Source organism: Ginsengibacter sp. (genome assembly GCF_057362405.1).
The window spans coordinates 1-7,373 of sequence record NZ_JBMQQG010000217.1; the positions used below are offsets into that span (position 1 = coordinate 1).

Annotated in this window: 10 protein-coding genes; 5 read left to right on the forward strand and 5 right to left on the reverse strand. The window is 37.9% G+C overall.

Annotation, left to right across the window (positions count from 1 at the left end):
• Window positions 1–108: beta-galactosidase small subunit-related protein (locus ACO1O5_RS18480; protein ID WP_486272884.1), on the forward strand; the 108-nt coding region annotated here is incomplete at its 5' end.
• Between the two features lie 30 nt (window positions 109–138).
• On the opposite strand, the gene ACO1O5_RS18485 is transcribed toward ACO1O5_RS18480, so the two are convergent.
• Together ACO1O5_RS18485 and rpoN are read right to left on the reverse strand one after the other, a co-directional pair.
• Complete coding sequence (locus ACO1O5_RS18485; protein WP_486272868.1) at window positions 139–834, reverse strand: phosphatase PAP2 family protein; 696 nt, start codon at window positions 832–834, stop codon at window positions 139–141.
• Window positions 835–2,319 carry an RNA polymerase factor sigma-54 gene (rpoN, locus tag ACO1O5_RS18490; protein ID WP_486272870.1) on the reverse strand — a complete coding sequence of 495 codons (1,485 nt, stop codon included), beginning with the start codon at window positions 2,317–2,319 and terminating at the stop codon, window positions 835–837.
• 86 nt (window positions 2,320–2,405) lie between these two features.
• Between rpoN and ACO1O5_RS18495 the strand changes: the two genes are divergently transcribed.
• Together ACO1O5_RS18495 and ACO1O5_RS18500 are read left to right on the forward strand one after the other, a co-directional pair.
• Window positions 2,406–2,714 (forward strand): hypothetical protein, encoded by a 309-nt coding sequence (locus ACO1O5_RS18495; RefSeq protein ID WP_486272872.1) that lies wholly within the window; start codon window positions 2,406–2,408, stop codon window positions 2,712–2,714.
• Window positions 2,695–4,056 (forward strand): hypothetical protein, encoded by a 1,362-nt coding sequence (locus ACO1O5_RS18500; protein WP_486272874.1) that lies wholly within the window; start codon window positions 2,695–2,697, stop codon window positions 4,054–4,056. The genes ACO1O5_RS18495 and ACO1O5_RS18500 overlap by 20 nt, the downstream gene beginning before the upstream one ends.
• A gap of 12 nt (window positions 4,057–4,068) precedes the next feature.
• Here ACO1O5_RS18500 and ACO1O5_RS18505 read toward each other — a convergent pair whose 3' ends face one another.
• From ACO1O5_RS18505 to ACO1O5_RS18515, 3 genes are all read right to left on the reverse strand, one after another.
• Window positions 4,069–5,019 carry an alpha/beta fold hydrolase gene (locus tag ACO1O5_RS18505; RefSeq protein WP_486272875.1) on the reverse strand — a complete coding sequence of 317 codons (951 nt, stop codon included), beginning with the start codon at window positions 5,017–5,019 and terminating at the stop codon, window positions 4,069–4,071.
• A 124-nt stretch (window positions 5,020–5,143) separates the two neighbouring features.
• Window positions 5,144–5,512, reverse strand: a complete 369-nt coding sequence (locus ACO1O5_RS18510) for a hypothetical protein (protein ID WP_486272877.1) — start codon at window positions 5,510–5,512, stop codon at window positions 5,144–5,146.
• Window positions 5,513–5,556: 44 nt separating this feature from the next.
• Complete coding sequence (locus ACO1O5_RS18515; protein ID WP_486272879.1) at window positions 5,557–6,108, reverse strand: RNA polymerase sigma factor; 552 nt, start codon at window positions 6,106–6,108, stop codon at window positions 5,557–5,559.
• A 210-nt stretch (window positions 6,109–6,318) separates the two neighbouring features.
• On the opposite strand from ACO1O5_RS18515, the gene ACO1O5_RS18520 reads away from it, so the two are divergent.
• Together ACO1O5_RS18520 and ACO1O5_RS18525 are read left to right on the forward strand one after the other, a co-directional pair.
• Complete coding sequence (locus ACO1O5_RS18520) at window positions 6,319–6,714, forward strand: Hsp20/alpha crystallin family protein (protein WP_486272880.1); 396 nt, start codon at window positions 6,319–6,321, stop codon at window positions 6,712–6,714.
• 104 nt (window positions 6,715–6,818) lie between these two features.
• A partial coding sequence (locus ACO1O5_RS18525) for a transglutaminase domain-containing protein (protein WP_486272882.1) occupies window positions 6,819–7,373 on the forward strand: 555 nt, incomplete at its 3' end.

A 7,373-nucleotide genomic window follows, 5' to 3' on the forward strand; every position in this document is an offset into this window, starting at 1 on the left:
CAAACAGGTGTTGGTGGTGTTAATTCCTGGGGAACATGGCCTTTAAAGCAATATCGCCTCAATTATAAAAATTATAGTTATTCATTTATGATAACTCCCATAAAATAAATATTGGTTTGAGGGGTTAAAGGAATTAATTCATGTGGCTAACCCGATAAACAAGGTTGCAATAACCTGGCACAAGATGCCAAAAAATATTCCGGTATAGATATCTAACGGGCGGTGATCACTAACTATCAGGCGACTTGTGCAAACCAATCCCGTTATTAAAAAAATAACCATAGCCTGGAGGAAAAAGCCATAAGGAGAACCACTAAATATAATGATCAACAATAAGCCCGACAGAGAGCCCATGCCTAAAGCATGCATGCTAATTTTAAAATAAATATTTGCCAGTAAACCAACAGAGGAAGAAAGAAAAACTCCAAAAATAAAGGCTGTAAGTATAGGCGGGACTTCCGGTTGGTTCCTGAAAACGAGATACATCCAGAAATAAAAAAGATTAGCACCCACATAAGGAATGATTCTTTCCCTTTGAGTTTTTAAATAAATACTTTTGATAAATCCAACAGCTTTTAGTAACAACACTGTTACACCTGGAAAAATGATCGTGTTAATAGCTACTCTTATTAAAATTAATAACCTTTCGTGTGGAGCAATACCTGTAAAATAACCCTGGTGGATATACGCTAAGTACCAGGTGGCAATTGTAGGAATAAACAATGGATGAAAAACATATGAAAACAACTGTGCCGGTATTCGCAATGCAAGCGGGTACTTTTTGTAATTAAGATCAATAACGGGACTTACAGTTGTATTCAAATTCTTTTCCATTTATAATTCCTTTCTTAACCTGGCAACCGGTATGTTAAGTTGCTCGCGATACTTAGCAACTGTTCTGCGGGCAATGTTGTAACCCTTTTCCTGCAAGAGGTCCGTTAGCTTTTCATCGCTGAGCGGATGTTGTTTACTTTCATCATCAATTAAGTTATTCAGTATTTTTTTAACCTCGCGGGTGCTTACCTCTTCGCCGCTATCTGTAACAAGGCTTTCACTAAAGAAAAACTTCAATCGATACGTTCCAAATTCCGTCTGTACAAATTTACTATTGGCAACACGGCTAACAGTTGAAATGTCGAGTGAGGTCCTTTCGGCGATATCTTTTAAAATCATTGGTCGTAAATCCGTTTCGTCGCCGGTTAAAAAGAATTCTTTCTGGTATTCCATAATGGTTTCCATGGTGCTTAAAAGGGTATGTTGTCTTTGCTTAATCGCATCAATAAACCATTTGGCTGAATCTATTTTTTGCTTGATGAAAAGTACGGCTTCTTTTTGCCGCTTGTCTTTTTTTGAGCCCTTGTCATAGTCTCTCAGCATATCGCGGTAACCTTCGCTAATTCTCAAATCCGGGGCGTTTTTTGAATTTAATATTACTTCAAGTTTGCCGAGGTTATTTGTTATAAAAAAATCGGGTATTACATAACTCTGTAATTTATTGGTTTCACCAACCTGCCCGCCGGGCTTGGGATTCAGTTTTATTATCTGGTTAATCACATCTTTAATGCCATCATCATCTAGGTTCAAGCCACGCTGTATTTTTTCGTAGTGCTTTTTTGTAAACTCATCAAAATAATTTTCAATAACGGCGATCGCCGTTTGAACGGCACCACCATTTCTCTCTTTCCTTCTCAATTGCAACAATAAACATTCACGCAAATCCCTGGCGGCAACACCCGGTGGATCAAATTGCTGTATAAGTTCTATTATCTTTTCAATTTCCTTTTCAGTAGCGCCAATATTTTGCCTGAATGCAAGATCATCAGCAATAGCAGTTATTTCACGGCGCAGGTAGCCGTCATCATCAATACTTCCGATTATTTGTTCGGCTATCTTTTTTTCACGGTCATCAAGATCCAACATCAACAACTGGCTCTTGAGCGTATCAAAAAACGAAATTTCAACTTTATGAGGAATTACTTTTGTTTCTTCGGGATCACCGTAATTATCATCACGTAATTTATAGTCACCAACTTCATCATCGCTATCGCTCACATATTCGCTGATGTCGATTTTGTCATAATCATCTTCGCTGCCATCATTTTCAAAATCATCTTCAGCTGTTTCAAATTCATCCTTTGGCGCATCGAAATTTTCGTCATGCCCATCTTCTCCACCTTCCAGGGCAGGGTTTTCTTCTAATTCTTCTTTTATTCTTTCTTCAAGATGTGCTGTAGGTACCTGCAGCAACTTCATTAGCTGAATTTGCTGAGGCGACAGTTTCTGTAATAATTTTTGTTGTAAGCGCTGGCTTAAAGACATTAACTCGTTTTCTTTTTTAAAGTATGTAAATTTACACTCACAAAAGTAATGATATGGTTTTTTGGAATAAAATTTGTGGTTTCATTTTGATTTTATTACTTTCCTGCCTGTTAATAAGTGCGCAAATTACTACCTCCGTCAGGCTGAATTATAATGACTTTCTTGTTAAAAATAAACTAAAAGCTTCCGACACTGCTAATCATTTGCCCTCATCTGTGTTGTTATTTGCAGGCACGGGAAATATAAAGCCACCGATTGCTGAAGACTTTTCTACATGCACATACGGTTTCTTTTGCAGACAAGAACTTAAAATTGAAAAGGCTACGAGAATGCCTATTCGTTTCAGGCTAGGATCGCTGGCGCAATGCAACTATTATGAAGGCAAAAAGCAATAACTTTTTTATAAGAGATTTAAAACTTAGTTTTTATATTTTTGCCAGCATGTTGAAATACCCTTTAAGAAAAAAAAGCATACCATATTTATTGCTCTCTGCTTTATTTTTTCTTCCGATGATTGTATCGTGCCAGGTTGTTACGGATACTACCGCAATAAAAATAAAGCCAGATAGTAATTATATAAAAAGTGCCGATACTGTTTTACGTATCAAAAACTTCAGCCCTTATTTTACTTTGCATGTCGATTCTACTCTTGATTACCATTTTGAAATAAACCGTGATCCGCAACAATATTATTGGTATTTAAAAAATTCACCTGTTGGTTTGAAGATTAATAAGGACGACGGGACCTTACATTTTAAAGCTGATAGGTCATATTTCCTTAGTGGTAAACTTAAATATGATAATGAATACAAAGTAAAGATGGGCATACAAAATCTTAATGATCCAGCGGATAAAGTAGACACGGTTTTTACGCTTGTATTTTATAATACCGAGATTATCCCGTCCAAGATTAAACCTACGGTAAGCAGTGATCTTGTTATTGAAGAAGGTGATACACTGAATTTCAAGTTACAATGTGATGATGGAAGTTTCCCGATTGAGTCAATAACTTACTTTACCAGTTCTCCCATACATTCAATAACGCCGATAGCCCATTGCGGGGACGATTTTACCTGGGAAGCCCCATACGATTTTATTAAGGATGACGAAAAAATAGATCACAAGCCATTAACAATTACTTTTATCGGAACCGATAAATTTTATAATCATGATACCGCAATCGTCAAAATAACAGTGAAACAAACCATCAATTATCCTTACCGTTTAATTCAATACAATAAGATAACAAAGGATGTTGACACTTATATTCTTCAATTAAAAAGTACTTTCAGAATATTAGATCAAAGGGTTAAGCGTACACGAAATACGAGAACGTCTTTTGACCTTACTTCTGCATCGACAGCATTAGGTGGAACAATTTTTTCTTCGTTACCTACACAGAGCGAACAGACGACAGGAAAAATTTTGCCAAGTGTTGGTGTGGCATTGGTTCCCGTAAAAGAAGCAGTGGCTCCTTCAAAAACGACAGAACAAAATTCGGCGTCTCTTGTAAGAAGCGATATTAAAAGACTTCAATATCTGCTTACCGATAATATGCTCATCGGGGAAAAAGATCCTGATATTGTAAGGAAAACCACCAAGCTAAGAGACGAACTTACACAAGTGCAACTGCAATTAATTGACGTCCCGATCGTAGAAGATAATACCAACAGTGAGGAGCTCGATAGATATTTTAATAGCCCGAAAGTGAATAGAAAATATCGTCTTAAGAAATAGGTGGTCGTTTATTTAACCATGTAGAAATTTCTCAATTACCGGAAATAACTTCTCCGGTTCTTCCACCTGCGGGTTGTGTCCTGATTTTTCGAACATCATAAACTGCGCCTGCGGACAATATTCTTTGTACTTGACCATCATATACGGCACTGCCACACGATCGTAGCGGCCACCATATATTAGCACCGGCATAGTTAGATTTTTTAAATCCTTCCTGAAATCAAAATTGCCAATGTCGCTCCCCACAATAAAGTCGCCGTCTTTACCAACCATCTGGTAATATAATTTTGTATTCATCGGATTCGGATATGGTTTCCTGCCGCGGCCCAAAAAGTTATTGGGATTATAAGCATATAAAAAACCATAAGGAACCTTGCTATATAATTCCTGGTGCTTAGGATCGCTGGATACGGCGCCCGCTTCGCGAATTTTCATTAATGAATCCCAAACCTCAGGGTAATTGGTTTTTATTTCATGATTGCTGTTGTCATCATTTTCCTGCCACATTATAAAGCTGTGAAAAGTATTGGCAAGGATAAGATGATTAACGTGCGATGGATATTTTAAAGCATACCCTTGTGCAACAAGCCCTCCATAAGAATGGCCGAGAACATTCAATTTATCAATATGCAAGGCAACACGAAGGCCTTCAATATCTTCTATATCACGGGCAAGAGAATATTCTTTTACATCTTTCGCAGTATCACTCTTGCCTCTTCCGAAGGCATCAAAATAAATGATCTCATTATCCTTCGCTAATGAATCAAACGAACGATACGCTATGTGAGCACCGCCCGGACCGCCGGGGATAATGATAAGCGGATCGCCTTTCCCAACCAGCACTACATACAATTTGGCGCCATTAACAGTTATGTATTTTCCGTCAGTATAGCTGTCCGGTAATTTTTGCGCATACACTGCATACTGAAATAATACACAAACGAGAATCAATATTTTTTTCATTCCTTAAAAATTTAAAAATTATGAATTGAAGATAATGCGAATGAGTGATTTGAAAATAATTCAAAAAAAATCCCCGGCTTGCGGGGATAAAAAATTATTGCATTTTCCAATAATCTTTGAATAGCTATTGAGCTTTTGTTGCGGATGTATCTTCCTGTGGCATGTTCCATCGTCCACGACCACAACGGTTCTTCCATTCAGCTTTGAATTTTTCTCTTTCTTCAGGAGTCATGGTGGCCCATTTTTCCTGCCATTTATTTCGCCATTCTTCGTGTTTTCCCCTGTGCCATCCGCCTCTTCGTCCAAAGCCTCCAAACAAGATTTTACTCAATACTAATATTCCCAGCGCCTGCAAATATGTGATGGTTTTTACGCCCACCACGGCGGGCAGAATATTGTTCCATAGCAACATTACTATTGCTCCAAATAACAATACGGCTGCAATAAAGAAGATTGGAAACAATATGACCATTTTAAACTTGCCTCTTTTCATTGTATTTAATTTTATAATATTTTTTTTAAAGTGTTTTTGTCTTTTTAATAATTCAATAATTCATCTTTCAGCACTTGTAATTTCTCTCTCAAATGAAGTACTGCATAACGCTTTCGGCTTATAAGCGTGGCCACACTTACACCCGTTTCTTCAGCAATATCTTTGAATGCAATTCCATCAATTTCATTCATAACAAAGACGTCTCTTTGTTCCGATGGAAGTTCCTGCAGCGCTACCTCCAATTCTTCCCAGAATAAGTTGCGCAAATAATCTGTTTCCGGGTTATTATCGGCAGCCAGCAACATTTCTTTCCAATCAAAACTCTCTTCATCTGTTTCCGATGTACCAAATACATCGTCAGCCAGCGGAAGTTTATGTTTGCGATATCTATCGGTAATCTTATTTCTTGCAACGGTAAACAACCAGCTCCCTACCTGTTCTATTGGCTCTGTACTTCCGGCAAATTGATAAAAGACATCCTGCAGAATATCCTCGGCATCTTCATTACCCGAAACACGTTGCCTAATAAAACCAAGCAGTCGCCGGCTATATTCCTTAATTGTGTCGGCAATTTTATTGCTGCGGTCGGCGGACATTTGATTTGCTATATTAAGTGTGTCATCCATTATACAGGTAGACGAACCATTTGATAATTTGTTTTAAAGATCAGAAGAAATTTGTTAGCAGGAAGAAAGTACCAGGTATCGGGTAATAAGTAGCAAGTATTAGCTCAGGCTTGCTTATTGGTAAAACATTTCTCTCCCTCATTCGTCTACGTTGGTATTATTCATTTAAAAAATAAAAACATGTACTACAAACAGTCAAGTGCCGCAAAAGGCAACTACGGAGGCAGACATCAGCACCTGTCCATCCGATCCATGCAAAGAGCCGCTGTAAACATTTTCAAAACGGAAACCAGCTATGAAATGTTGGTGTTTGCACCGGGACGCATCCGCGAACATTTTAAATTAGATGTGCGGGGAAATGATTTGATCATTTCTTATACGCCACCTGAAGGATTTCCAAAGCAAGAATGGATCAGGCGGGAATACAGCCGGGGAGGTTTTGAGAGAACCTTTACGCTGGATGAAACCATTGATTCAGGAAATATCTCCGCAAAATATGTGGACGGTGTTTTGCAGGTAACCCTTCCCGTTATACCCGGCAAAGAAGTGGTGAAGCATGAGATACAAATCAGCTAAACGGCATTAAACAGTTTTTTCAGAGGGTGATAACCAAAAAGGTTATCACCCTTTGCATTAAAATTTAGCAATATCATTTCATAAGCATATTTTAACTTTAGAATATGAAACGCCTGGTTGCTTTTATAGCCTTTTTTTCCTTATCATATAACACATATGCCCAGGATGAGAACGACTATAGTGAAACAGACAGGCTGGCACTTAATATTCCTGCTTCACAAACCAATTCAACGGCCAATATAGCTGCTTTCATACGTTCTCATTTCGATACCGATAGTAAGAAAGTACGTGCCGCTTATATTTGGGTAATATCTCACATAAAATATAGTACGGACAGTATACACCGAATAATTCTGGACGAAGACCGTGATCAGTTGGTGACTTTTGCACTTAGAAGAAGAAAAGGTGTTTGCCAAAATTTTGCCGCCATTTTTGATGATATCTGCAGAAAGACTGGGTTAAGGTCTTTTGCTGTTGAAGGTTATACAAGACAAAATAACTCCCTTGATAAAATATCACACGCCTGGAATATTGTTTTTACCGATAACAAATGGTCGCTTTATGATCCAACATGGGATGCAGGAACGGCTGGGTACGAACCGTCAAACATTAAATATTACCAGGTACTACCTTCCGTTTTTATACAAAGTCATATGCCC